The sequence below is a fragment of the Rhodococcoides kyotonense genome, assembly GCF_900188125.1.
GTDB classification, from domain to species: domain Bacteria; phylum Actinomycetota; class Actinomycetes; order Mycobacteriales; family Mycobacteriaceae; genus Rhodococcoides; species Rhodococcoides kyotonense.
This window is the reverse complement of the sequence record NZ_FZOW01000005.1, coordinates 98,944-125,131: the sequence shown is the minus strand read 5'-3', so window position 1 is coordinate 125,131 and position 26,188 is coordinate 98,944. Positions and strand designations below refer to the sequence as shown.

At 62.4% G+C, this 26,188-nt stretch carries 21 protein-coding genes; 15 read left to right on the top strand and 6 right to left on the bottom strand.

All coding sequences use genetic code 11. The features are described 5' to 3' along the window. Window position 1: 1 nt before the first annotated feature. The 3 genes from CHB96_RS10225 to CHB96_RS10215 are packed head-to-tail and all read right to left on the bottom strand — an operon-like array spanning window position 2 to window position 3,485. Window positions 2-844, bottom strand: a complete 843-nt coding sequence (locus CHB96_RS10225; protein WP_089245722.1) for an ABC transporter permease — start codon at window positions 842-844, stop codon at window positions 2-4. Window positions 845-846: 2 nt separating this feature from the next. Then, window positions 847-1,833, bottom strand: coding sequence for an ABC transporter permease (locus tag CHB96_RS10220; RefSeq protein ID WP_089245720.1), 987 nt, complete (start codon window positions 1,831-1,833; stop codon window positions 847-849). Then, window positions 1,833-3,485: an ABC transporter substrate-binding protein gene (locus tag CHB96_RS10215; protein WP_089245718.1), complete on the bottom strand. Its 1,653-nt coding sequence runs from the start codon at window positions 3,483-3,485 to the stop codon at window positions 1,833-1,835. Before CHB96_RS10215 ends, CHB96_RS10220 begins: the two co-directional genes overlap by 1 nt. Window positions 3,486-3,818: 333 nt before the next feature. On the opposite strand from CHB96_RS10215, the gene CHB96_RS10210 reads away from it, so the two are divergent. Continuing rightward, on the top strand, window positions 3,819-4,919 hold the full coding sequence (locus tag CHB96_RS10210; RefSeq protein ID WP_089245716.1) for a PLP-dependent cysteine synthase family protein: 1,101 nt from the start codon (window positions 3,819-3,821) through the stop codon (window positions 4,917-4,919). Window positions 4,920-4,987: 68 nt separating this feature from the next. Here CHB96_RS10210 and CHB96_RS10205 read toward each other — a convergent pair whose 3' ends face one another. Next, window positions 4,988-6,280: an NtaA/DmoA family FMN-dependent monooxygenase gene (locus CHB96_RS10205; RefSeq protein ID WP_089245714.1), complete on the bottom strand. Its 1,293-nt coding sequence runs from the start codon at window positions 6,278-6,280 to the stop codon at window positions 4,988-4,990. 360 nt (window positions 6,281-6,640) lie between these two features. Here CHB96_RS10205 and CHB96_RS10200 point away from each other — a divergent pair, with 360 nt between their 5' ends. From CHB96_RS10200 to CHB96_RS10145, 12 genes are all read left to right on the top strand, one after another. Continuing rightward, entirely contained in the window at window positions 6,641-7,468 is an 828-nt protein-coding gene (locus tag CHB96_RS10200) for an ABC transporter ATP-binding protein (protein WP_089245712.1), read from the top strand. Further along, window positions 7,465-8,517 carry an ABC transporter permease gene (locus CHB96_RS10195; protein ID WP_089245710.1) on the top strand — a complete coding sequence of 351 codons (1,053 nt, stop codon included), beginning with the start codon at window positions 7,465-7,467 and terminating at the stop codon, window positions 8,515-8,517. The genes CHB96_RS10200 and CHB96_RS10195 overlap by 4 nt, the downstream gene beginning before the upstream one ends. Continuing rightward, on the top strand, window positions 8,518-9,378 hold the full coding sequence (locus CHB96_RS10190; RefSeq protein ID WP_089245708.1) for an ABC transporter permease: 861 nt from the start codon (window positions 8,518-8,520) through the stop codon (window positions 9,376-9,378). A 174-nt stretch (window positions 9,379-9,552) separates the two neighbouring features. Continuing rightward, window positions 9,553-11,157 (top strand): ABC transporter substrate-binding protein, encoded by a 1,605-nt coding sequence (locus CHB96_RS10185; RefSeq protein ID WP_089245706.1) that lies wholly within the window; start codon window positions 9,553-9,555, stop codon window positions 11,155-11,157. 185 nt (window positions 11,158-11,342) lie between these two features. Further along, window positions 11,343-12,650: an NtaA/DmoA family FMN-dependent monooxygenase gene (locus tag CHB96_RS10180; protein ID WP_089245702.1), complete on the top strand. Its 1,308-nt coding sequence runs from the start codon at window positions 11,343-11,345 to the stop codon at window positions 12,648-12,650. Between the two features lie 32 nt (window positions 12,651-12,682). After that, window positions 12,683-13,996 (top strand): NtaA/DmoA family FMN-dependent monooxygenase, encoded by a 1,314-nt coding sequence (locus CHB96_RS10175; protein ID WP_089245700.1) that lies wholly within the window; start codon window positions 12,683-12,685, stop codon window positions 13,994-13,996. Between the two features lie 27 nt (window positions 13,997-14,023). Beyond that, a complete protein-coding gene (locus tag CHB96_RS10170; RefSeq protein ID WP_089245698.1) occupies window positions 14,024-15,313 on the top strand; it encodes an NtaA/DmoA family FMN-dependent monooxygenase in 1,290 nt (429 codons plus the stop codon). A gap of 29 nt (window positions 15,314-15,342) precedes the next feature. Further along, on the top strand, window positions 15,343-16,848 hold the full coding sequence (locus tag CHB96_RS10165; RefSeq protein ID WP_089245696.1) for an MFS transporter: 1,506 nt from the start codon (window positions 15,343-15,345) through the stop codon (window positions 16,846-16,848). A gap of 10 nt (window positions 16,849-16,858) precedes the next feature. Further along, window positions 16,859-18,148 carry an NtaA/DmoA family FMN-dependent monooxygenase gene (locus tag CHB96_RS10160; protein WP_089245694.1) on the top strand — a complete coding sequence of 430 codons (1,290 nt, stop codon included), beginning with the start codon at window positions 16,859-16,861 and terminating at the stop codon, window positions 18,146-18,148. Then, a complete protein-coding gene (locus tag CHB96_RS30095; RefSeq protein ID WP_089245692.1) occupies window positions 18,148-19,635 on the top strand; it encodes an MFS transporter in 1,488 nt (495 codons plus the stop codon). Before CHB96_RS10160 ends, CHB96_RS30095 begins: the two co-directional genes overlap by 1 nt. Next, window positions 19,575-20,771 (top strand): NtaA/DmoA family FMN-dependent monooxygenase, encoded by a 1,197-nt coding sequence (locus CHB96_RS10150; RefSeq protein ID WP_371829005.1) that lies wholly within the window; start codon window positions 19,575-19,577, stop codon window positions 20,769-20,771. Before CHB96_RS30095 ends, CHB96_RS10150 begins: the two co-directional genes overlap by 61 nt. Next, entirely contained in the window at window positions 20,768-22,096 is a 1,329-nt protein-coding gene (locus CHB96_RS10145; RefSeq protein WP_089245688.1) for an NtaA/DmoA family FMN-dependent monooxygenase, read from the top strand. Before CHB96_RS10150 ends, CHB96_RS10145 begins: the two co-directional genes overlap by 4 nt. A 43-nt stretch (window positions 22,097-22,139) precedes the next feature. Here CHB96_RS10145 and CHB96_RS10140 read toward each other — a convergent pair whose 3' ends face one another. Continuing rightward, window positions 22,140-22,985, bottom strand: a complete 846-nt coding sequence (locus CHB96_RS10140; RefSeq protein WP_176444240.1) for a GntR family transcriptional regulator — start codon at window positions 22,983-22,985, stop codon at window positions 22,140-22,142. Window positions 22,986-23,286: 301 nt separating this feature from the next. Here CHB96_RS10140 and CHB96_RS10135 point away from each other — a divergent pair, with 301 nt between their 5' ends. Continuing rightward, the gene (locus CHB96_RS10135; protein WP_089245684.1) at window positions 23,287-24,207 is read left to right on the top strand and encodes an ABC transporter ATP-binding protein; all 921 of its coding nucleotides are present in this window, start codon (window positions 23,287-23,289) and stop codon (window positions 24,205-24,207) included. Window positions 24,208-24,211: 4 nt separating this feature from the next. Here the strand turns inward: CHB96_RS10135 and CHB96_RS10130 are convergent, their stop codons facing one another. Then, window positions 24,212-24,835, bottom strand: coding sequence for a TetR/AcrR family transcriptional regulator (locus tag CHB96_RS10130; RefSeq protein WP_089246147.1), 624 nt, complete (start codon window positions 24,833-24,835; stop codon window positions 24,212-24,214). A gap of 223 nt (window positions 24,836-25,058) precedes the next feature. Between CHB96_RS10130 and CHB96_RS10125 the strand changes: the two genes are divergently transcribed. Further along, window positions 25,059-26,186 carry a DUF5938 domain-containing protein gene (locus tag CHB96_RS10125; protein WP_089245682.1) on the top strand — a complete coding sequence of 376 codons (1,128 nt, stop codon included), beginning with the start codon at window positions 25,059-25,061 and terminating at the stop codon, window positions 26,184-26,186. The last annotated feature ends 2 nt before the right edge of the window (window positions 26,187-26,188 follow it).

The window sequence follows — 26,188 nt, the reverse complement described above, 5'->3', positions numbered from 1 at the left end:
ATCACTTGTCCCTACCGATCGACTTGCTCAGTTGATTCAGCGCGAGGACGGACAGAACCATCACCGCACCCGGTCCGTACACCAGCCACGGATAGCGATAGAAGAAGTCCTTGCCCTCGGCGACCAGCAGTCCCCAATCCGGACTCGGCGGCGGATTTCCGTACCCGAGAAAGGCGAGAGCCGAGATGTTGATGATGGCGAGACCGAACTGCAACACCGCGAGGGCCAACACAGAGCGGTAGACGTTCGGAAGAACGTGTTCGAACAGAACGACGAATCGGCCACCACCGATCAGACGTGAGGATTCGACGAACGCGCGATTCTTCACCCTCAATGTCTCGGATCTGATCAACCGAGCGAACACCGCGATCGACGAGATACCGACTGCGATAGCCGCATTGACACTCGCGAAACCGAGGGACACCACGACGATGACCGCGAGCAGGAATCCGGGGATCGCGAGCAGTGCATCGATCAGACGCCCCAGGACGGCGTCGGCAGCCCGTCCGAAGAAGCCGGCCACCAGTCCGACCAGGCTTCCCGCAACGAGTCCGATGACGACGGCAACCAACGCGGTGAGCACTGCAGACCGTGTGCCGTGAACGACCCGTGCCAGGATGTCGCGGCCGAGCTGGTCGGTACCGAAAAGGTGTGCAGCAGAGGGCGACTGGAATTTGTTCGCCGTGACACCCATGTACGGGTCCTGATCGGTGAACAGACCGGGAGTCAGCGCCCAGGCCGCGATGACGGCGACCACCACGATCGCGAGCAGTGTGTAGACGTTCCCGATGTTCGTTGCCGCAGGCCTCAGTCGTGCCAGCGGCGTCGCATGGACAGCGACCATTGCTACGCCTCTCGTTGTTTCGTGTACTGAACCGAGGTAACCGCCCGACCACCGCGCAGCCTCGGATCCATCACCGGGTACACCAAGTCGACGACCAGGTTGATGATCAGGAACAGTGCGGCGGCCAGGACGACGGCGGCCTGCAACACGGGAACATCCTGTTCGCTGACAGCCTTCTCGACTACGGTTCCGACTCCCGTTCGACCGAAGATCGCCTCGGTGATGATCGAGCCGCCGAGCAGGTCACCGACGATGATCGCCGTGATCGTGAGGGTCGGCAGCGCCGCGTTGGGCAGCAGATGACGCGTCAACAGACCGACTCGACTGATGCCCTTGGAGATCGCCACCGTCGAATACTGTTCTGCGCGTGCGGTATCGAGAGCAGAGATGAACACCTGCGCGATAAGTGCAGAGGCCGGGATCGCCAAGGTCACTGCGGGATAGATCAGTGCGTCGGCGCTCCGGAAATCGCTCAGCACGAACCATCCCAGTTGGAAAGAGAACACGTTGATGACCACGAGCCCGATCAGGAAATTGGGCAGCGACAGGAACAGTGATGGAAAGGCTCGCAGCACACCGCCCCCGAACCGGCCAGGTAGAAAGAATGCTCCGACTGCGATCGCTGCTGCGAGGATCACCGCGAAAACGAAGGCGGTTCCCGCCAATTGAAGTGTCGACGGTACGCCTGACCACAACAGTGTCGTGACCGGAATGTTCGACGCGTACGACAACCCGAGGTCACCGTGCAGCAGTCGTTCGAGAGAGATCGACAATTGTTGCCAAGCAGGCTGATCCAGCTTGAAGTACACGAGCATCTCGTCGATCTCGGACTGCGAATAGCCGTACTCCGGATTACTGAGACGGCCGGACACCGGATCGCCGGGTAGCAGCGTCACGATGACGAAGACGAGAACGTACACGATCAGAATCGTGATCAGCGCCTGTCCTATTCGGGAGAGCGCGTAGCGAGTGTTCGGAGATCCTGCCATCACTGGTCCTCGTCCGCGTCGTCGCCCAACCACGCGTCGTAGAAGCTGATCAGTCCGAGGCCGTCGACGAGAAGGCCTTTCAGCCGATTCGACGCACCCCAAGTCTGGATGAACTCGTGGACCGGGATGTAGTAGGCATTGTCGATCACGTATTCCTGCACTGCTTTCGATGCCTCGATGCGTGTCTCGGTCGACTTCGCCTGAGTGAGCGTGTCCAACAACGCGTCGAGTTCGGGGCCTGGGCTCTTGAACTGATTCGCCTGCGAGCTGTGCCACCACCTCCACATCTCGGTCTGACTACCTGCGAGCCAATGATTCTCGTACAGCGGAACACTGGGCTGGGCCGTCACCGAGTTGTAATTGGAGAAGTCGGTGCCCTTGATCTCGAGTCTCACACCGATGCGACGCCAATGTTGCGCGATCAACTGCAGGTCCGCTTCCGACGTCGTGATGTAGACGGAGGGGTAGATCAGAAAGCTCAGCTGTTCACCGTCTTTCACGCGGTAGCCGTCGCCGTCTCGTTCGGTCCAGCCTGCGTCGTCGAGCAAGCTGTTCGCGAGGTCGGGGTCATAGGCGAAGCGATCACGAAGGTCGAGCGTGCCGGGTACGACGTCGTTGAACGTCGACTTCGCCTCCTTCCAGGCGCCACTCGGATAGTTGGTGGTCAGGATATCGGCGCGATCGATGCCGTGGGTCAGCGCTTTGCGCACACGCACATCGTCGAGGTGCGGTGCCGTGAGGCGAAGCTGAAGTCCCCAGACGCTCCCGAAGAAGCTGGGCGCGATCAGCTCGAAATCCTGTGCGACGAACGGTTCTTCGGTGGGCTGCACGTAATGGATGAGGTCCACCTGGCCCGCTTGCAACGACCCGGCGCGAAGCGACGGTTCGATGACCTGTTGAACGGTGATGCGCTCGAGCCGCGCAGGCCCGGCGTGCGTCGCATCACCGCGAGGCCATGCGTAGTCCTCCCGCCGCCGAAGCACAACTTCCTTGCTCGGCAGCCAGGACTCCACTACGAAAGGACCTGAGCCGTAGATCTTCAGGAGATCGGACTGTTGGTCGAGACCGGCTCGAATGGTCTCCGGCGCAAGGATTCCCACGGTCGTCCATGCACCGAGCTTCTGGATGAAGTCGCCGAACGGTTCGGTCAGCCGGACTCGAACCTGATAGTCGTCCACTGCAACGGCCTCGTCGTATGCCGTCGGGAAATACGCCGAGCGCGGCAGGCCGCGTTCCTTGTCCCCTCTGCCGAGGAAGTTCAGGTTCTCGGCAACGGCTGCTGCATCGAGCCGTTCACCGTTGGAGAAGGTCACGCCCCGACGGATGGTCAGTCCCAATTCGGTCCTGTCGTCGTTCTCGGTGTATGCCGTCGCGAGATGCGGCACGAAATTGCCACCCGCATCGTAATAGAACAACCGCTCCACCAACTGATTCCAGACCTGCGCGACGTGCCAGGATCCGGTGCTCTGTTGCTGGTATCCGTCGATCAGTTTCTCGTTGAGGTAGGTGAACTCGCCTCCGGTTCGTGGCACCGCCGATCCACTGGCCGACACCCGAGGCACCTGCGATTCGCCGCATGCCGCCAGTAGGCCGGATCCCAGCAACGCGGCGATCGAGCCCAGAAAGCGCCGCCGCGCAAGTTCGTGTGACATGTGGCCTTTCGTGAAATGAAATGTCGATGGACGGTGGACACATCGAGTTCAATGAACGAATACCTGTTCTCCCCAAGGAGAACTGGCTGAGTACGTGTGGTCAGCGACAATCACAGAAGCGCACTGATTCGCGCGCAGATGTCTCGCCGATTCGGGTCACCCGCTCAGTGTGTCCTGCCGGGTGCACAGACACCAACACTCAGAATCGCGCGGATTTTAACCGGATACAACACCACCGAGCGCGACTACGTTCATACGCGACGGGTGTGCATGTCCCCTACGCGGATCTCCCGCTGAGATGTCGCGGCTGGGGCTACGAAAGGGCGTAAGCAAATGACGGATCTATCGACGGTTGCCGAAACGAGACGAGTCTCGACACCTGTGCCCTCGATTCAGGGCGTCATCGGCAACACCCCGTTGGTGCATCTGCGCAACCTCGGCTCTGCCACCACAGCACAGGTGTTCGGCAAGGTCGAGTTCGTCAATCCCGGAGGATCGGCCAAGGACCGGATTGCGTCGTCGATGATCGAGCAGGCCGAGCGCGACGGTGAGTTGACGCCCGATTCGGTCATCATCGACGGAACGTCGGGCAATACCGGTGCTGGACTCGCGATGATCGCGGCAGCCAAGGGATATCGAACCATTCTCGTCGTATCCGACAAGGTGTCGCCGGAGAAGATCTCGGTACTCCGAGCCTTCGGCGCCGAAATCGTCCTGACGAGTGCGACTTTCCCGATCGGGCACCCGAGGAACGTGCGCACCATCGTGACCCGCCTGGTCGACGAGATTCCGAACGCGTGGTCGTCGGCGCAATACGACAATCCGGCCAACCCGGCGGCGCATTACCACGGCACAGGCCCGGAGATCTGGGAGCAGACCGAAGGCCGCATCACACACTTCGTCGCGAACATCGGAACCGGCGGCACCATCAGCGGAACTGGTCGGTACCTCAAGGAAGTTTCCGACGGGAGGGTACAGATCATCGGCGCAGATCCGATCGGTTCCGCGTACTCGGGTGAGGTCACTCCGTACTACGTCGAGGGCGCCGGGCGCGCCATGCCGGACGGCGACTGGCCGACCACCTACGACCAGGACATCGTCGACCGAATCATTCGCGTCGACGACGTGACCAGTTTCCGCTCTGCCCGCGCACTCGCTCGTACGGAAGGGCTGCTCGTCGGCATCTCGTCGGGAACGGTCGCTGCCGCCACCGTCGAACTGGGGCGCGAGCTCGGCCCCGAACACACCGTGGTGTCCTTGCTCATCGACTCCGGGCGCGGCTATCTTCACAAACTCTTCGACGACGCGTGGCTCACCGAGCGCGGCCTCCCCACCCCCGCCGACGACGGTTTCGCCGCAGTCACCGACATCCGCGCCGAAGAGAGCCCTCTCGACGACGACCTGGCGCACGTCACACTGGCCAAGCGGGCCTGAACGGTTCCCACGTGTGCGGAAATGCATAGCCCGCTATGCATTTCCGTGCACATACGCGAAGGGCATTCTCAGAAGTCGGCCAGATTCTCCCGGAACGTCGACTTGGAGTACCCGTCACGGATGGCTCCTCGCCGACGCAGAGCGGGGGCCAACCCGTCGCTGATCTCGGCAATGGCCTTGCGCGTCACAGGTGACGCGATCAGAAAGCCGTCGCCACCGACGTAATCCATCGCCTCCTCCATCGTGCCCGCCACGGTCTCCGCCGTCCCCACCAGTTCCATCGACTCGACCGTCGGGTAGTTCGCGATGATTTCTCGAAGTGTCTTGCCCGATTTGGCCATGTCTTCGAGTGTGCTCTTGTGCCCGTTGTACTGCGTGAGGTCGGGAACCGGAGCATCGATATCGAACTGCGAGAAGTCGGTGCTGCTCAGATACGACATCGCGGCTAGGACCCCGTCGATGTTGTTCTTCTGCACCTCACGCATCCGATCGCGCTTCACCAGCGCTTCCTCGTCGGTATCGGCCATGATCGGGCTGACCAGGAACAGAACTTTCACATCGTCCGGCTTGCGGCCATAGTCCACGAGACGACGGCTGATGTCCTCGCGATACTCACGCATCGCGTCGAGCCCACGGACGTTCGCGATGATCGTGTCGGCATGTTTCGCACCGAATGCCCGCCCCGCAGGTGACCCTCCCGCCTGGCAGATGACCGGTCGTCCCTGCGGTCCACGGGGAACGTTGAGGGGTCCGCGCGAAGCGTAGTACTTGCCCTCGAAGCCAACCTTGTGGATCTTCTCGTGGTCGGCGAAGACGCCGGTCTCTGGATCGAGGACCAGCGCATCCTCGTCCCACGAATCCCAGAGCTTCGACACCACGTCGACCCACTCGTCCGCCATCTCGTAGCGGAGGCCGTGTTCTATCTGCTTCGGCAGGCCGTAGTTCTGCGCCGCACCGTCCGCGCTCGCCGTGACCAGGTTGATTCCGACCCTGCCCTTGGTGACGTGATCCAGCGTCGCCATGAGTCGAGCTGCGAGGAACGGCGGGTAAAAGGTCGTGGCTACCGTCGCGATGATGCCTATGCGGTCGGTTGCCTGAGCCATCAGAGGTACCAGCGGCATCGGATCGAACCGGACGGTCGTGCCGCGACGAACCGAACTCTCGAACGTTCCGCGGTACACATCGGACAACACCGACGAGTCCTCCAGCATGATGTAGTCGAACCCTGCACGCTCGAGGGACCGCGCCGCGTCGATGAACAAGTCAGGTCGACCGACGTCGGATGCTACGTTTCCCGACCACGGTTGATTCCAGCCGTACACACCGAATCCGGTGGTGAAGAACCACCCGAGATGCATCATGCGCAAGCACCTTTCACGCGAACGACAGAGCTGAATACGTACATCGATGTCCTCTCGGAGTACCTGACGGCATTGGTCGGCTGCGTGCCTCAGCCTGATGGGCTCGCGTTAACGAGTGAGACCCCTGCGTAAACCAGCAATTACGCCGGCACTACCGCTGCTCGAGGGTGGCTTCTCGCCGGATAACGCCACCGTGACTTGAATCACTCCGGCGTTTATTTCGATTGTGGGGCTCTGACCAGGCAATTAACCCGGCGTAATGCTTCAGTTACGCCCTGGGTGGCTTTCAGTAACGCGTGTCCAGAAAGCTCTGCGATCAACCAGTAGTCCTGCTGGGGACGAACGGGTTGGAGGATCGTGATGAGTAGCAAGGTACGGGGTGCTTACGCCGAGATCGACGTCGAACACCTCGACAAGCGTTTTCATCGCCGCGGGTCCGGTAAGGCCGCCGTGAACGACATCAGTATGAAGGTCACGTCCGCGTCCGCAATCGGCATCGTAGGTGAATCCGGCTCCGGCAAGTCGACTCTCGTACGAATGATGTGTGGTTTGCTCGACCCCACGTCGGGCTCGGTCAGCTACAACGGCGCCGAGCTCTCGGGTGTGCTCTCGACACGAGGTGGTCGCCGCGAATTCCGTTCTCGCGTGCAATATGTCGCACAGGATACGACTTCGTCGTTCGATCCGAGGCGTACTCTCCGCGATGCGGTTCGTTTGCCGGCAATGCGACTGCTGGGTATGGACGCAGCCGCCGCAGACGGTCGAGTAGACGAGACTCTCACGTCACTGGAGCTCGATCCTTCGATGGCCGACCGATACCCGACCGAAGTGTCAGGCGGTCAGCGCCAACGCTTTTCGATCGCGCGGGCTCTCGTGGTGAAGCCCAGAATTCTGCTGTGCGACGAGGTGGTTTCGGCGCTCGATGTCTCGGTTCAAGGCGCCATCTTGAACATGCTGAAGCAATACTGCGCCTCGGAAGACTGCGGTTTGGTATTTGTCTCGCACGGGTTGCCCGCCACCGCGTTCATCGCCCGCGACATCGTAGTCATGAGAGGCGGCGTCATCGTCGAGCAGGGCTCGACCGACGACGTGGTCGAACGACCGCAGGATCCTTACACCGAACAACTTCTCGACGCCTACCGAGGACTCGAAGAAGTCGAGCAGCTGGCTGTGGCGGCCGCCCGATGACCGGAATCCATAGCTTCCTCGCTCGTCAACGCTGGTGGCTGGGTCGCGTCGCGGTACTGCCACTGCATCTGCTGGTGTTCGCGGTGGCCGCATTCTTCTTGGTCCGGGCCATCCCAGGTGACCCAGCCCGCGAAGTCGTCGGACCCGAGGCCACGGAAGCCGACTACTTGGCCACCAAAGCCGAGCTCGGCCTCGACGGCAGCCTCTGGACGCAGTTGATGGACTACCTGGGCAACCTGCTGCGGTTCGATCTCGGCAACGCCATCATGACCGGCAGGCCGGTCACCACCGACATAGCGGACCGGCTGCCCGGCACTCTGGAACTCGCGGGCATCGCCTTCACGTTCCTCGTCGCCGCCACGCTGTTGCTGTCTGCGGTTGTCGTAGCCTGGCCGGGGTCGCTGCCCGCACGTGCAGTCCGCGGTTACGCACAGGCCGCGGGCGCTGTACCCGAGTTCGTCGTCGGCGTCGTCGGAATCTTCCTCTTCTACGCGACGCTCCAGGTCGTGCCTGCACCCTCGGGCCGTGTGCGACCGGGATTGACCGAACCCGAGCCGATCACCTCGCTGCCATTGCTCGACGCGATCCTGCGCGGCGATACCGTCGTCGTCTCGTCGATGGCCTCGCATCTACTACTCCCCATCGCTGTGCTCGTGGTATCGGTAACGCCGATTCTGTTGAAACAGCTTCTGACCGCACTGGATTCGAGCCTCGGTGCAGGTCCGACGATGTTCAAGATCGCGACCGGATCAGCCCGAAAGTACGTGTACGCCAGCGCTTATCGCCGAGCTCTGCCGCCGGCCGTGTCGCTGTTCGGCATGGTGTTCGGTTCTCTCCTCGGCGGCGCGGTCATTCTCGAGACGCTCTTCGGGCTCGGCGGTATGGGCACGTACGCCGTCGAGGCCGTTGCGGCAACGGATCTCATCGCTCTACAGGGATTCCTGCTCGTGGTCGCAGCAATCTCATTGATCGTGTTCCTCTGCGTAGACCTGATCAACATGTTGCTCGACCCGCGACGTAAGCCGGGTCGGCAGGGAGGTGGTTCCTAGATGGCAAGCGTCGCAGCTCCAGCACGCGCTGCAGGGCGACGAAGGGTCTCGGGCAAGACGATACTTCTGTTCGTACCGGTCGCGCTCGTACTTCTCGTCGCTCTGATCGGACCGTGGGTCGTTCCGTTCGACCCGACAAAAGTGGTCGGGGCCCCATCGCAGTCACCGAGTTCGGAATTCCTGCTGGGTACCGACTCCACGGGGCTCGACGTGTTCTCCCGCACGATCGCAGGCGCTCGCATCGACGTCACCATCGCACTCGCTGTCACGATTGCAGCGACCATGGTCGGCATACTCGTCGGTCTCACGATCGGAATGAACGAGTCCGGACGAGGATTCGGAGGATTCCTCGCTCGAGGCGCCGCACGATTCCTCGATCTGCTCGAAGCCGTCCCGACCGTGATCGTCGCACTCGTCGTGGTGTCGTTCTTCGGCACGTCGTCCGTCACGATGATCTTCACGCTGTCGGTCATTCTGGCACCGATCCAGGCGCGACTCGTCCGAACCGAAGTCCTGCGAGTACGCGGGGACGCCTATCTGGACGCAGCTCGCCAGGCCGGACTCAGTGAGACCCAACTCGTGGCACGCCACGTATTGCCGAACTCGTCCGTTCCCGCGCTCGAGAACGCCTCGGTGATCTTCGGACTCACGATCGTTCTGACGGCCGCGCTCGGCTTCCTCGGTGTCGGGCTGCCACCGCCCACGCCGGAGTGGGGCTCGATGATCACCCGTGGCGCCGGCGACGCGGCAATCGGAAAGCTATGGGCAGCAGGAGCTCCCGCTTTCGCGTTGTGCCTGACGGTCGCATCGGTCGCAGTCATCGGCCGCCACCTCACCAAGGATGCACGCCGCTCCCACTGATGCGTTTTGGACAGCGTCGTCCTTCTCGCAGAGCCCGACTTCCCCACCTCGTACAGCCGACTCACGGTCGTCACTCACGACGACCGGCGATCATCCGCGCACAAACCAAGGAGAACACCCGAAGTGCCGACTTCCCAACGTTTCAGAGCTTTCAGATGGAGTGTTCCGTTTCTCGTGGGCGCACTCGCCCTCAGTGCATGTTCCGACGGCGGATCGGCGGGTGGTGACGCGGCAAGCACCGGTGAAATCGTCGTCGTGACCCCCGACCAGGCGTCGAACGTCGTTCGTGATTACGGCTACACGGCAGGTACGGACAACCAGGACGTCACCAACAACATGCACGCACAGCTGATCCGGAAGCCGTACGTCCAGGAAGACGGTTCGGATGCGCTCGTGCAGGACTACTACAACTTCGAGCCGTACCTGGCCGACAGTTACGACGTCAGCGAAGATCAGCTGGTCTACACGTTCAATCTTCGCGAGGGCGTTCTGAGCCAGCAGGGCAACGAACTCGACGCCGACGACGTGCTGTGGTCTTTCGAGCGCAAGTTCGCCACACCGGGTGGCGGCATGGCCGGTTACTTCAAACCGATGATCGTCGATCCTGCGACTCAGATCCAGAAGGTCGACGACTACACCGTCAGCTTCACCGTGGAGAAGGCCGGCTACGGTCTGACGCTGCTCGCGAACCTCGCCGAGAACATCGGCTCCATCTACGACAGCAACTACCTCATCGAGAACTCCACTCCCGACGACCCGTATGCGGTCCAGTGGGGCGCAGCGGACATGATGCGCGGCAACTTCGGTTACGGCGCATACATGTTGGAGTCGGTCACTCCCGGCCAGGAAATCATCATGAAGGCGAATCCCGAGTTCGTGCTCGGCGAGCCCGACGTCAAGCGCATGATCCGTCGAGTCGTTGCCGACCCGGCGACCCGCGCGAACATGGTGACCCGCGGTGACGCAGATGTCGCTCTGGCTCTTCGCTCGTCCGATCAGGCGACTCTGGAGGAGAACGACGCCGTCACGGTACCGACGACCACGTCGAACCAGTACCTGCTGTACGCGATGAACACCACGACAGCGCCGTTCGACGATGTCCGTGTCCGCCAGGCGATGGCATACGCAATTCCGTACGACCGCATCATGTCCGACGTCTTCTTCGACCGCGCGTACAAGTACAACCACGTTCTCGACGACAAAGCGCCGAACTGGGATGGCTCGGATCTTCCGCAGTTCGAGGGTGACCCGGCACGCGCAAAGCAGATGCTCGCCGACGCAGGCATGCCCGACGGTTTCTCGTTCACGCTCAGTGTCAACAACCAGCTTCCCGCCGCCCAGGACACCGCGATTCAGATCCAATCCTATGCAGCCGAGGCAGGCATCGACGTCACGATCTCGGAAATACCTGCGGCACAGCTCAATGCAGAGCAGCTGGAGGGCAAGATCCAGGCGAGCCTGAGCATCGGTGCGTCGGTCACCATGACACCGCCGTACTCGCTGCAGCTTCTCACCCAGCCCGGCGGCGGCTCGAACACAGCACTGTGGAACGACCCCGAGTTCCTCGGTCTGGTCGACCAGGGACTGAACGCGGGCGACGCACTCAGCCCGGAGGCAGGCGAGTTCTGGAACGCAGCCGAACTACGAATGACCGAGCAGGCTCCCTACATCTTCATCGCGCGTGTACGGCCCTCGGTCGCACTGGAGGCGGGTATCGACGGCTTCGTCCAGCGCACCGACTTCCGCATCGATTACTCGAATCTGACGTTCGAGCAGTAGCTCCACTGCGTGCACGCGGTTCGGTCGGTGGTCATAACCGAGGCTCCGACCGAACTGCGTGCGGCAACGCCCGAAGTTCTCGGCGAAATCAGGCCGCTACGAAACACGAGACCTCCCGAAACATCCGCCCGCTGTAGTTGACCGAACACCAGCGTTGAGTGACACCGGTTAGGAACGAACGGACTATGACAGACAAGAGATTTCATCTAGGTTGGTTCGGCAGCTTCGTACCGGCCGCCTGGAACACGACTTTCGAAGGAACGGACAGCGGTGACTGGCTGAACGGAGACTTCTACGTCGACTTTGCACGAACCCTCGAACGAGCGTGCTTCGATTTCCTGCTACTCGAGGACTCGTCGATGGTGTCCGACACCTACGGCGGCAGCTCGGAAGCCACACTGAAGACCGGAGGGTGGGCACCCAAGGGTGATCCGATGGCACTCGCTCCCCTGCTGACGCGGGCAACCGAGCACCTGGGTATCTCGATCACCGCATCGACGTCCTTCTACCCGCCGTACATGCTCGCGCGCTCGGTCTCCTCGCTCGATCATCTGTCCTCGGGTCGAATCGCGTGGAACGTGGTCACCTCGAGCGAGGACCGCGCCGCACAGAACTTCGGCATGGACGCACTGCCCTCGCACGACGAGCGCTACGCTCGCGCCGACGAGTACGTCGATCTCGTCGAGAAGCTGTGGGATTCATGGGATTCCGATGCCGTCGTGATGGATCCCGCGACGTCGACGTACGTCGATCACACCAAGGTCCACACCATCGACTTCCAGGGCAAGTACTACTCGTCCCGTGGACCGTTGAACACACTTCCGTCTCCACAGGGACGCCCGGTGATCACACAGGCAGGCGGCTCACCAGCCGGGCGCGATTTCGCCGCCAAGCATGCCGACATGATCATGGCTCTGCCGAAGGGCATTCCGGCCATGAAGGAATACCGCGCCGATATCCGCAGGCGCATGGTCGAGCACGGACGAGATCCGGATTCCGCCAAGGTCATGTACGTGGTCTCACCGATCCTGGGAGAGACGCACGAGGATGCCCTCGCCCGCAAGGAGCGCAAAGCCGAAGCGGTGCGGGCGAATCCGATGGGACCGCTCATCGGGTGGTCGGCCAGCATGGAAATCGATTTCTCCACGTTCGACCTCGACAAGCCTTTGCCGGACGACGTGCACACCAACGGACACCAGTCGACTCTCGAGAACTTTCGCAGGTGGGCCGACGGTCGCACACTGCGCGAAGCATGCGTCGCCTACCGGACCGAATCGATGGAATTGGTGGGCACCCCGGACGAGGTCGCCGAGCAGATGGGCGAGGCGATGGACGAGGTGGGCGGCGACGGATTCCTGATCTGGAGCCAGCCTCACAACCGCCGGTACATCGGCGAGATCGCCGACGGCCTCGTGCCAGCACTGCAGCGACGCGGATTGATGCGCACCGAGTACACCGGTGACCACCTTCGCGACCACCTCCTTGAATTCTGACTCACTCACCTCTTCGAAACACTGGAGAAATCATGACTGCCAACAAGTTTCACCTGGGCTGGTTTCTGGGCGCCGGCTTCGGCGTCCAATCCTGGAACCAGCCGTGGTCCGGTACCGGCTCGACCGACTGGATGATGCCCGACCAGTACGTGGACCTGGCGCACTCGCTCGAGCGCGCGTGCTTCGACTTCCTCATCATGGAGGATTCGGTTCAGGTCTCCGACACTTACAAGGGGTCGATGGAGTACTACTTGGCGACGGCTTCCGCTGCGCCGAAACACGATCCGGCCGCCCTGGCTGCGATCCTGTCGTACACGACCAAGCACCTCGGGATCGTTCCTACGCTGACCACGACGTTCTACCACCCGTACACCGTCGCCCGCCTGATGTCGACGCTCGATCACATCGCCGAGGGCCGGATCGGGTGGAACATCGTGACCGGCAGCAACACTCGTGCCGCCCAGAACTACGGGTTCGACATGCCCGAGCACGATCTGCGTTACGACATGGCGGACGAGTTCGTCGAACTCACATGCAAGCTGTGGGATTCGTGGCAGGAGGGTGCTGTCGTCGCCGACACCGCGCCCGGCGGTATCTATGCCGACCACGAGAAAGTGAATCGGATCGACTTCGAAGGCAAGTTCTACAAATCGCGCGGGCCGCTCAACACCGTGCCGAGCCCACAGCGTCGACCCGTCTTCCTGCAAGCAGGCGGCTCGGACAAGGGCAAGGAGTTCGCTGCCAAGCATGCCGACGCGATCATCTCCAACCCGCACGGAACCGACAAGATGCGGCGCTACCGCGAGGACATCCGCCAGGGTGCCGTCGAGGCAGGCCGCAACCCCGACGACGTCAAGGTCATGTACCTGATCTCCCCCATTCTCGGCGAGACGACGGCGGAAGCGAAAGCCAAGCAGAAGCGCAGGCAGGACGCAGCATCTCGCAACATCGACGGACTGCTCGCGGGACGCTCGCACCTGTCCGGCATCGACCTGTCGCAGTTCGATCTCGATGCGCCGTTGCCCGCCGATCTCGAAAGCAACGGTCACCGAAGCAGTTTCGCGGAGTTCAAGGGCGACGGCACTCAGACTCTGCGCGAGCGCATCACGAGTCACAGCGCCATCGACACCCTGGAATTCGTCGGCACGCCCGACGATGTCGCGGACATGATGGACGGCGTCATGCAGGAAGTCGGCGGCGACGGCTTCCTCATCGCCGGTGCACCGATGAACCGACGATACGTCGCCGAGATCACCGACGGGCTTGCGCCTGCACTCAAGCGCCGCGGATTGACTCGTACCGCCTACGAGCACAAGCACTTCCGCGACAACCTCCGCGCATTCTGATCGTCCCCTTCGTAGAAAGAAGACAAGATGTTCCACTTGGGTTGGTTTCTGAGCTGGCAGGTGCAGTCGTGGAACCAGATGTGGTCGGGTGAGGGCGGTACCGAATGGAATCACCCCGAGCTCTACATCGACATGACACGGGCGCTCGAACGCGCAGGCTTCGACTACATCATGTTCGAGGACGGGTCGTTCGTGCCCGACTCCTTCGGCGGAAATGCCAAGTGGTGGTTGGCCAACGCGCGCTCGGTACCGAAGCAGGATCCGCACTCCCTTCTTCCCGTTCTCAGTCAGTTCACCGAGCACCTCGGCCTCATCGGGACCATGACGACGTCGTTCCATCCCCCGTACATGGCGGCGCGGACCGCAGCGACACTCGATCATCTCAGCCACGGTCGAGCCGGCATCAACCTGGTGACCTCGCACAATGTGCGCACCGCACAGAACTTCGGGTACGAGGAGATGTTCGAGCACGACCATCGCTACGAGATGGCCGACGAATGGATCGATCTGGTCAAGCAACTGTGGGCATCGTGGGAGCCGGACTCGGTTCGACTCGACCGCGAGGCAGGAGTATTCGCGGATTTCGAGAAAGTGCACTCGATCGATTTCAAGGGCACCTATCACTCGTCGAGAGGGCCGCTCAACACCACGCCGACACCACAGGGCCGTCCGGTGTTGTGCCAGGCAGGCGGCTCCCCTGCGGGCCGCGGATTCGCCGCCAAACACGCCGAAACCATTCTCGCTCAGGTCGAAAGCGTCGAGGCGATGAAGACGTATCGCGACGACGTCCGTGACCGCATGGTGCTGGAAGGACGTGATCCCGACTCCTGCAAGATCATGTTCATCGTCAATCCGGTACTCGGCGAAACCCAGGCCGAGGCACAGGACAAGCACGAACGCACACTGGCGGCGTTCCGCAACGACATCGACGTCAACCTCGCATCCATGTCCTACGCGAGCGGCATCGACTTCTCCAAGTTCGACCTCGACGCACCGTTTCCCACAGTCGAGACCAACGCGGGTCGCGGAAGCATGGCGCTGATCGGTGCCAACACCACCGGTATGACGTTGCGTGAAGCGGCGAGCTCCGACATCCGCAAGTCCGTGGACCTCATCGGAACGGCCGATTCCGTCGCCGAACAGATGGGCGACATCGCAGCAGAAGTCGGCGGTGACGGCTTTCTCATCGCCGGAAGCGTGCATCGTCGGTACATCAGCGAGATCACCGACGGGCTCGCACCCGAGCTTCGCAAGCGGCGCTTGATCCGCGACGGCTACGCGCACAAGCTCTTCCGCGACAACCTGATGGACTTCTGATCGACGCTGCAGGGGCGCGCGGAGCAACGGTGGCCGAGCCGCCACCGCCGCCGAAGACCGACAGTTACCCGTGGCGAGTCCTGTCCGTCACCGGCCTCGGCATGAGCATCACGTTCATGTCGGTGAGCATGCTGCCGGTCGCTCTTCCCGACATGAGCGCGGGGCTCGGTGCCTCTGCAGCACAAACCGATTGGTTCATGCTGGCGTATCTTCTGACGACCGCGGTCCTGATCCTCGTACTCGGCAAGGTGGCCGACAGCATCGGCCGCAGACCCGTCTATCTCGCAGGCCTTCTGCTGCTGACGGTCAGCGGTGCAGTGATCACTGTCTCCGGCGATCCATCGCTGGTCATCGCGCTGCGAGTCGTGCAGGGCGTCGGCGCCGCGGCGGTGATCACCAACACCACTGCACTGCTGGTGGAGGCCTTCGCTCCCGAGAAGCTCGCAATCGGGATCGGCTGGAACATCACCATCATGTCGCTCGCAGTCTCGGTCGGCCCGCTTCTCGGAGGAGTGCTCACCGAAACCGTCGGGTGGCGAGGCGTATTCGCCGTCGTCGTGCCGCTCGGGGTCGCAGGAACCGTATGGGCGGCAATGACGCTGCGCCGCACGCCGCGACCCCGTACGGGCTCGGCCTTCGACTGGGTAGGCGCAGTCGGGTCGATGGTGGTGCTCGGGTGCCTCGTGTACGGGGTCAATCGCGGCGGCGACGACGGTTTCGGTTCGTGGACATCCTTGCTGCCGCTGCTCGTGGCGGCAGTCGGTCTTCCGTTGTTCTGGTTGTGGGAGAAGCGCGCCGGCGATCCGATCGTGGATCCGAAGCTGCTGATCGACCGGTTCAGGGGAAGTGCGTACGGCGCATCGTTTCTCGTCACCATGGCCGAAGGCGCTGTGGCAGTGACGATGTCGCTGTACCTGCAGAGCGTCGAGGGTCGAAGTCCCGTCGAGGCGGGTCTGCAGATCACGGCACTTGCCGTGGGGACAACGGTCATGTCACCGATCGCCGGGCGGTTGGCAACCAGGATTCGCACGCGGGTACTGACAACGGTGTCCACGCTGGGGACGGCGACGGTGCTGGCGATTCTCGCGTTGCACATCGCCGGACCTGCGGCCGGCATTCCGATCATGGCGATCCTGTTCGCGCTCGGTCTCACGGGCGGGGTCTTCAAGACGGCGAACGCCGCAGCGATCAACGTCGGAGTACCACAGGGACGTTCGGGCATGGCCAACGGATTGCGGGTGTCGTTGGACAACACGGCGGTGACACTGAGCACCGCGTTGGCGCTGGTGCTCGCGGTCTCCACTCTCCCACCCGTCATGCGGGAACTCGTCTACTCCGGTGACGCCGACCAGTTGTCGAGTGCAGCAACCAGTTCGTTGACGACAGGATTTGTCGTCTCCGTCGCAGCGATGGCTATTGCCGCCCTTGCCGCGACGGTGCCCTCGGCGCTGCGCGGTGTGCGCGGCGACGAACCGTCGGAGATCCGAAGGACCTCCGCTCGGACACTCCCATCAAGCACCACTATCGAGAATTAGGAGCACTCCCATGACCAAATTCCACCTGGGGTGGTTCACCAACTTCTCCAACCCGCCGTGGAACACCACCTGGGCGGGCGACGAGGGTAAGACGTGGGCCAACGGTGAACTGCACGTGGACTTCGCTAGGTCGCTCGAGCGTGCGTGCTTCGACTACATCATGCTCGAGGACTCGTCCATGGTGTCCGACGCCTTCGAGCAGACCTCGCGCGTGGATCTGAAGTACGGCCTGTACGCGCCCAAACACGACCCGGTGACGCTGGTCCCCATGCTGACGGCAGCGACCAAGCACATCGGTGTCATCGCGACCTGTTCCACCTCGTTCTACCCGCCGTGGCTTCTGGCCCGACGCTTCTCGACACTCGACCACCTCAGCAAGGGCAGAGTCGGCTGGAACATCGTCACGTCGAGCGAGGACCGGGCAGCGCAGAACTACGGCATGGACAAGCTGGCCGAACACGACCAGAGATACGAGCGCGCGGACGAGTTCGTCGACCTCGTGAAGCAGCTGTGGGCTTCCTGGGACGACGACGCGATGGTCCTCGACCGCGACACCGGTACCTACGTCGATCACACGAAGGTCCACGTCCAGAACTTCAGGGGCAAGTATCACGCGTCGCGCGGACCGCTCAACGTTCCGAGGTCGCCTCAGGGCGAGCCCGTCATCTGTCAGGCGGGTGGATCACCCCGCGGGCGAGAGTTCGCCGCTCGCAACGCCGAAACGATCCTCAGCGCCGCAAAGGACCCCGCCGCGATGAAGCAGTTCCGCGACGACATCCGGATGCGCATGGAGAAAGCAGGTCGCGACCCCGACAGCTGCAAGATCATGTTCATCACCCAGCCCGTGCTCGCCGATACCGACGCAGACGCACGAGCCAAGGTGGAGCGGATGACGGCAGACGTCGATTCGCGCATCGAGTCCGCGCTCGGGCACATCTCGGCACTGACCGAGATCGACCTCTCGACCTACGAACTGGACGAGGAATTCCCGGAACTGTCGACCAACGGCCACCGAACCACCCTCGGAGACTTCCTGTCGTACGGCAACACCCCGCGCTCGGCGGCACTCGGGTGGTCGATGAAGAACGTGCACTATGTCGGCACCCCCGACTCGGTCGCCGAACAGATGGGCGAGACGATGGATTTCGTCGGCGGCGACGGCTTCCTCATCACGGGCAACATCGGACGCCGCTATGTCGGCGAGATCACCGAAGGACTCGTGCCGGCACTACAGCGTCGCGGACTCGTGCGCACCGAGTACGAGCACGCGCAGTTCCGCGACAATCTCATGTCGTTCTGATGCGGTTGCTGCACCGGGATTCGGTCGTTCCAGGACCGGTGTACGCCTTGGCCTTCGTCAACGTGTGCATCGGACTCGGCTACGGCGTCGTCGCGCCGGTCATACCGGTCTTCGCACGCGATTTCGGTGTCAGCGATCTCGCGGCGTCGTCCGTCGTCAGTATCTATGCGTTCACGCGCGTGCTGGCGTCGTTCGGCGCCAGCCGCATCCTTCTGCGATTCGACGAGCGAACCGTCCTGACCGCCGGGTTGCTCCTGGCCGCGGCATCGAGTCTGGCTGCCGCGTTCGCACCGACGTTTCTCGCGCTGCTGCTACTGCGCGCAGTCGGAGGAATCGGCACCGCGATGTTCACGGTGTCCGGCCAACAACTGCTGTTCCGGTACAGCACCGTCGCCACCGGTGGACGTGCCGCATCGGTCTTCCAGTCCGGCTTCCTGATCGGCGGGGTCCTCGGACCCGTGATCGGCGGAGCCGTCGCACTCTTGTCGTTGCGGGCACCGTTTCTGACACATGCGTTGACGCTCGTCGTCGGGGTCGCGGTGGTCTGGTTCGCGTTCCGTTCCAGCGACCGTAGGGACGCCGCGGCGGGTGTGGTGCACGACCTGAAGACCCGACCGGAGCAGATGACGCTGCGAAGCGCCCTCCGCCACCCCGGTTTTCGTGCGTCGATCATGTCGAATCTCGCGAACGGGTGGGTCGGCAACGGAGTGCGATTCACGCTCATCCCGCTGTTCGTCGCATCGGTCATCGGCGGAAGCCCGTTCGTCTCGGGCCTCGTCCTTGTCGTCGGCGCAGTCGTCCAAATAGTGGTCGTGAGGCCGGCAGGCAGGCTCGTCGACACCTGGGGGCGGCGTCCGATGTTGGCCACGGGATCCGCGCTGATACTCGTCGGGATAGTCCTTCTCGCCGTGATACCGAATCTCCCGGTTCTCGTCCTCACGATGGTTCTGTGGGGTGTGGGAGGCACGTGTGCCATGGTCGCCAGCGCTGCAACCGTCGGCGATGTCCTGAAGGGACGCGGCGGAACTCCGGTCGCCGGATATCAGGTCACCTTCGACATCGGGACGATGCTCGGCCCGCTCGTCGCAGGTGCAGTGGCGGCGCAGGGATCCTATTCGCTCGCTTTCACCGCATCCATTCCCGTTGCGGCCCTTGCACTTCTGCTCACCTTCCAACGGTGGCGTACCACCGAGATCTCCGACCCGGACTCGAAGGTCGTCGTCACGGAGGAATCGGCGGTGCCTGCGCCGCCCATCAGACCCATACATGCTCAGGAACAACGCGAGCATCGCTCGAGGAATGAGGAAAGATGTCAGGACCGTTCACCCTCGGCTGGTTCACCAACTATCTCGTACCCGACTGGACGGGAACCTGGGCCGGAACCGGTGGAACAGACTGGGCCGACGGCAGTTTCGCTGTCGACATCGTGCAGAAGTTCGAGCGAGCCGGTATCGACTTCGTCATGCTCGAGGACTCCACTGCACTGACGGACATCTACGGTGGCTCCTTCGAATCCGAACTGAAGTGGACACCGAGGGCACCCAAGCACGATCCGATGGCACTGGCGTCCCGCCTGGCGTACGAGACCGACAAGATCGGGATCGTCGTGACGGCGTCGACCAGCTTCTATCCCCCGTTTCTGCTGACACGACTTCTGTCGACTCTCGACCATCTGAGCCGCGGCCGAATGGGCTGGAACATCGTCACATCGACAGGTGACCGGGCTGCCCAGAACTTCGGCATGGACCGTCTCCCGACACACGATGCTCGGTACGAGGTCGCCGAGGAGTTCGTCGACGTCGCCAACAAGCTGTGGGGGTCATGGGATCCGGACGCGGCGTCGGCGTTGGCGCCTGGCGTCGAGTCCTATGTCGACCACACCAAGGTGCGAACAGTCGACCACAAGGGCAAGCACTTCCAGGTGCGCGGCCCGCTCAACACACTTCCGAGCCCTCAGGGCAAGCCTGTGATCTGCCAGGCAGGTGCATCCGAATCCGGGATCGAACTCGCGAGCCGCGTGGCCGATCTCGTGGTCTCGGCACCGAAGGGACGCGCTGCGATGCGCGCGTACCGCGAGAAGATTCGCACTCGCGCAGCAGAATTCGGCCGAGACCCCGACGACGTGAAGGTGCTGTACATGGTCACACCCATCCTCGGCGAAACCGAGGACGACGCCCGCCGTCGTGCCGAGCGGTACTACGAACCCACCGACGCCGCCATCGCCCGTCGGCTGATCATGCTCTCGGGAGACATCGACTTCTCGCAATTCGACGTCGATCAGCCGATTCCGAACGATCTGCACACCGAAGCCAGCACCAGCATCCTCGAGAATCTCCGCACGTGGGCTGCGGGACGCACCATCAGAGAGACCGTTGCTGCGGAGCGCACGGAGTCGCTTCGCCTCGTCGGGACCCCGGAATCGGTGGCCGACGAGATGGAAAGCGTCATAGACGACGTCGGCGGCGACGGGTTCTTGTTCTTCGGCGGAGGAGGTGGCGTGCTGAATCGACGATACGTCGACGACGTGTGCGACGGCCTGATGCCCGAACTGCGTCGACGCGGTGTCGCAGGCACCGGGTACCGCGGCACCAACCTGCGCGAGCACCTGGCAGGTGCGCGATGAGCACGCCGAGGATGCACCTGGGCTGGTTCACCAGCTTCCGACCACCGGTGTGGACGTCACACTGGACCGGTTCGGACATCGACACCTGGGCCGACGGACGCTTCCACGTCGACATGGCGCGTGCCCTCGAGCGTGCGGGATTCGACTATCTGATGCTCGAAGACTCGGCGATGGTCTCCGATATCTACGGCGGTACGAGCGAATTCGATCTGGCGAAAGCACAGTACGCACCGAAACACGATCCCGTGGCGTTGGTGCCGATGTTGGCAGCAGCGACGTCGAAGCTGGGAATCGTCGCAACGATGTCGACCAGTTTCTATCCGCCGTACCTCCTTGCCAGAACGGTGGCGACACTCGACCACATGTCGCACGGCCGCGTCGGATGGAATGTCGTCACGTCGAGCGAGGATCGCGCCGCACAGAACTTCGGCATGGACGAGTTGCCGCCTCACGACGAAAGATACGAGCGCGCCGAAGAATTCGTCGAGACGGTGAACGCGCTGTGGGACTCGTGGGATTCCGACGCGGTCGTGATGGATCGGGAGAGCAACACCTACGTAGACCACACGAAGGTTCGTGATGCCGACTACGTCGGCAAATTCCATAGGTCGAGGGGGCCGCTGAACACGCTGCCGATGCCACAGGGCAGGCCCGTCATCTGTCAGGCCGGTGGATCACCGCGCGGACGCGCTTTCGCCGCACGCAATGCGGACACGATCATCTGCCAGGCTCAGGGGCTCGAAGCAATGAAGGCGTACCGGGACGATGTCCGGTCCAAGGCCGCCGAAGCCGGGCGCGACCCCGATTCCATCAAGATTCTGTACATCGTGTCCCCCGTTCTGGCCGAAACCGATTCGGAAGCAGCGGAACTGGATGCGCGCTCGCGTGAGGCAACCGATGCCCGAGTACATGCGGCGTTGGCGCACATCTCGGCAGTGACCGGCAACGATCTCTCCACGATGGACATCGACGCACCTCCTCCGACTCTCACCACGAACGGGCATCGGACGACTCTGGCGGACTTCCTCGCCGGATCCGGCGGCAGCAAGAACAACGAAGACGGTTCACCGAAGACGTTGCGACAGTTGGCTGCTACCTGGTCCATCACGTCGGTACCGCTCGTCGGCACACCCGACACGGTGGCGCGGCAGATGGAGGACGTCATCGACGCGGTCGGCGGTGACGGGTTCCTGATGACCGGCCGACTGGGACGCCGGTACTACACCGAGGTCACGGACGGACTCATTCCGGCGCTTCGCCGTCGAGGTTTGGTGCGAGAGGGATATTCGCACGAGATGTTCAGGGACAACCTGCTCGACTTCTAACCCCCTCGTGAGTGGAAATGTGTGCCCCTCTACACATTTCCACTCACAAGGCCGAAGACCCCGTGTCCGAGGAGCCGATGATCGCCACCCGATCGGCTCTGAAATGCGTGAAACTGAGCTCCGACGGCCGGCCCGCGGTGTCCCGAGTGATCAACTCGCGGAGCAGGACCGGCGCCCCTACCGGCATGTCGAGCAACTCCGCAGCGCGCTCCTGACACGAGATGGCCTCGACGACCGAGCTGCTTCCTCCGAAGACCGTGCCGAAGATTCGATTGTGCGCCACGGCAATCGGCGGATACTCCGTATGGTTGCTCTCGATCCGAGTGACGAATTCCTCGATGTCGAAATCCGTGATGCAGTATCCGACACGGAGATACAGGGGCTTACCGCCCATGCGGCCGAGTTGCTCGAGCAGGATGACCGAGTCGACCTCGGCTCCGATGAAGTTCTGCAATACCGCAGGCGCCGAGATTCTGCGACATTCCAAGGTGTCCACCGTCAGGCGCCCCTCGTCGGGCATACCGGCCCACGCTCGCGGGCCGACCTCGCCGTCCCTGACCGCGACGATGTCGTGTGCCACCGACGTACCAGCCCGCCGTGCTCGCAGCACGACCCCGTCGTCGGCGAGCATCTGCAACGCCTTACGGACGGCATTGCGGGTCGCACCGAGTGAGTCGATCAGGTGTTGCTCCGACAGCGTCTCGTCGTGCGGCATCGTTCCACGCCGAATTCCCGAACGTATCAACTCGTAGACCCTGCGAGGCGAAGTGACGAATTTTTCCTGCCTGCCGGACTGAGCCCGAAGATACCGGGCGCGCTGTTCTTCTGCCTGCCGACGACGGTGCGCAGCAAGAGTTCCGAACTTGTCGTCGATGATCGGTCGAGTCATACGCCGTGGCCTTCCGAAAGCGTTCATGCGGGCGGAGATCGACCGCGAATATCCAGGGTTGGCCGCGACGTTGAGATCAACCGAGTGAGAGCAGTCTATCCGACCGTCCAACACCTCTCACGAAACAGCAACCGGCTTATTGGTCGTCTCCATCGGATAGATCTGCTGGTGACGGGCGTGCTACGTCGCGCTCCGTGTGCGCGTAATCGGTTGTTTACCAACGGGATCGCTACAGGAAACACCCGGGCTGAACCATTGCTCGAGTAACCGGTCTACTTTCGACGCCGCGGCGGGAGCCCATATGACGACAACAGCAGAACGCGAATCCGCTTCGACCGCCATGCACGACGGCGATGTCGATGCACGTGACGCCGACGGCGACTCGCGCCCTGTACTGAGTGTCAAGAATCTCGAAGTGACCTACGGCATCGGCGATTCGGCTGTGTCCGCAGTCAAGAATGTATCGTTCGACATCGCGTCCGGAGAACGCGTCGCCTTGGTCGGTGAGTCGGGATCAGGGAAGTCGACTCTCGCAATGACCATCGCCGGACTGGTGAACGCCTCCACCGGTGCGACGGTGTCGTCGAACGGACTCGAGTTCGAGGGCATCACGCAAACGCAGCCGACAGGTCGGGGACTGCCGGAACGCACAGCCGGAATCGCGATGGTGTTCCAGGACGCCATGACAGCCCTCGATCCGGTCTGGACCATCGGAGGACAGTTCAAGCACGTTCTTGCCGGCGCAGGGGTCCGACGTGGACGTGACCGGACCGACCTTGCAACACACTGGTTGAACAAGGTCGGCCTGCACGACACCGAACGAGTACTGAGAAGCCGACCCTACGAGCTATCGGGTGGAATGCGTCAGCGCGTCATGACCGCGCTCGCTCTGTGCGGATCACCCCGACTGCTCATCGCCGACGAACCCACGAGCGCGCTCGACGCGTCGCTGGCGCGTGGAACGATGGAACTTCTCCAAGAACTGACCCGGGAGCAAGGAACGGCATTGTTGATCGTCAGTCACGACATCAAACTCTGTCTCGAATTCTCCGACACGATGCTCGTGATGTATCGCGGAGAACTCATCGAACAGCAACCGTCGGCAACGATAGCTTCGACAGCAGTGCACCCGTACACGAAAGGGCTGCTCGGGTGTGTTCCTACGCTCTCCAACCGCTCCGCGTTCCGACTACCCGTCCTGCGCGATTTCGTGTCGATCTGACGGTTCAGTCCACCATCGCGAACGCTGCCTGCAGTTGACCACGCGCGGCGTCGACCTCTGCTGTGTTTCCCGCGAACTGATGCAGCAGCGCGCGCTGGAAGATGCCGTCGAGAAGGATGTACGCCGATGCGCGATCAACGGCCGGCTCGGCGCCGCGTAATTCGCAATACTTGCTGACGACCCGCCAGATCATCGCCTCGCGTCGTTCCTCGATCTCGAGCACGTCGGCGCGGAACGAACTGTCGAAGAGGCTCTGATTCCGCAGGTCGTACCACAGGCGGTGTATGCGCGCGTCCGCCGCGAGCGTCCCGAAGTAGGTGTCGGCGAAATCGTCGAACAGTTGATCCGCGCCGACGGCCGCGGCTACCACCTCGTCGTACCGAGTGACACAGACAGCCTCGTACTGGCGCACGGCGTGCGTGATCAGGTCGAGCTTGTCCGAGAAGTAGTAATGCAGCACCCCGTGCGAGTACTCGGAGTTCTGCGCGATCTCTCGGAGCGATGTTCGCGCATATCCAAGCTCGGCAAGCGTGTGCAGCGTCGCCTGCGCAAGTTCGGTGCGCTTGGCCTCGAACTTGTTGCGAGAGCGTTCCTCGATGCGAGTACGCGGGTCGACGACGTGTGTCATGTCCGTCATCCTTTCGCGTGTCCGGTGTAGCTCGGTCGTCGCCAGTGTAGGCCCGAGCGCCTCGTTCATCTTTTCTGGGCGACCGTCCTGAAAAATCTTGACGTCTGTCCAAATAATGCCATAGTGTGATCCGCAGCACACACTCAGAGTGGCCACTGGTGATGCACCTGCTCTTCCGACCTGGCCCGCAACGTCGCGGGCCGTTCACGAGAGGAACAATCGCATGCCCACCGACAAGCGCGTCGTCGTCTACGGAGCGTCCGGATACACCGGCCGACTGATCTGTGAATACCTTCGCGAATACAACATTCCGTTCCTGGCAGCCGGGCGGAGCCACACAAGGGTCAAGAGCATCGTCGATGCAGTCCCCGGCATCGACACCGTCGAGTACGACATCGCGGAAGTCGAGCATTCGAAGGACGCATTGGTCGACGCCTTCCGCGGCGCCGACGTCGTGCTCAACACAGTCGGACCGTTCTCGCGGTGGGGACATGCGGTGGTCGAGGCTTGCCTCGAGATCGGCGCGCATTACACCGATACGAACGGTGAACAGGACTGGATGATCGACGTCGAGAAGCGATATGGAAGCGACTTCGCAGATCGAAACCTGGTTCTGACACCAGGTTTGGCGCAGATGTACAGCATCGGTGAGATCGCCGCGAACATCTGCCTCGAAACACCGGGACTGGACACTCTCGACATCCAGGTCTTCTGGAAGGGTCATCCGACCGTCGCCTCGACCAACACGATTCTGACGAATGCTGCGTTCTCCAAGGCGTATTTCCTCGAACAGAACGAATATGTGGAATGGCCGGCCGACGACGGCATCTATCAGGTCGTCGTACCAGGTCAACACGACCTCGGTCTTGCGCTTCCCTGGGGCGGGACGTCGCATCCGGTGTGGTTCAAGAACGATCCCCGGGTTGCGAACGCTCGTGCGCTCGGAGGAGTCATCAACAGGCCGTTGATGCTGGCGGTTCCTCAAATCATCTCTGCTGCACTGGAACAGATGGAAGGCAAGACCGACGAGGAGAAGTTCCAGATCATCGACACCGTCTCGTCGTCGGTCCGAAGTGAAACCCCTCCGCGCGAGAACCCCCGCATCAACACCTCGCTGGATTCGGTGTACGCGTCGGGGCCACTGGGACGAGTGCACACCGTGATTCACGGCAACTGCAACTACAAGCAGACCGCGTTGCTGAATGCCTTCGCAGCATCCCGACTGTTGCAAGCCCCTCCCCGTGCGGTCGGGTTCGCCTCGAGCTGTATGGCTTTCGGACACCGTGAGCTACTCGGCGTGCTGCGGGCTTTCGGGCTGGTACTCGACCCCATCGTCACCGCGCACAGCTGAGG